The organism is Pseudomonas sp. FA-1 (assembly GCF_056856075.1).
Genome location: NZ_JBWXTH010000041.1, coordinates 1 through 432, shown reverse-complemented (window position 1 = coordinate 432; position 432 = coordinate 1). Strand labels below are relative to the sequence as shown.

The following is a 432-nucleotide window of genomic DNA, read 5'->3' as shown; positions in this document are numbered from 1 at the left end:
GCCCGGAACGGCACACGCTGTTCGAGCGTGACAGCATTGGCCGGTTGGTCGCCAAGATCAACCGCGATGCGAGCCAGGCCTTTGCGTACGACGACGGCGACCGGTTACTGAGCATCGAGCGGCAACCGACCGGGATCGGCAAGCAGGTTGGGATCACGGAAGAGAAGCTGGAGTACGCCTACGATCTGCTCGGCCGGCTGACGAAAGAAATCACGCCCGCCGGCACGCTCAGTTATGAATACGACCCGCTCAGCAACCTGACCACCCTGACATTGCCGGACGGCCGCAAGGTCAATCACCTGTACTACGGCAGCGGGCACCTGCACCAGCTGAACCTGGATGGTCAGGTGATCAGCGACATGGAGCGTGATGACCTGCACCGCGAGGTGTATCGGACCCAGGGCAAGCTCACCAGTTGCTTCGGTTATGACG

General features: G+C 61.6%; 1 pseudogene. It reads left to right on the top strand.

Going from position 1 to position 432, the window contains the following annotated elements:
* Positions 1 to 432, top strand: a pseudogene (locus tag AC1MHZ_RS23400) (HNH/ENDO VII family nuclease); the annotation flags it as partial.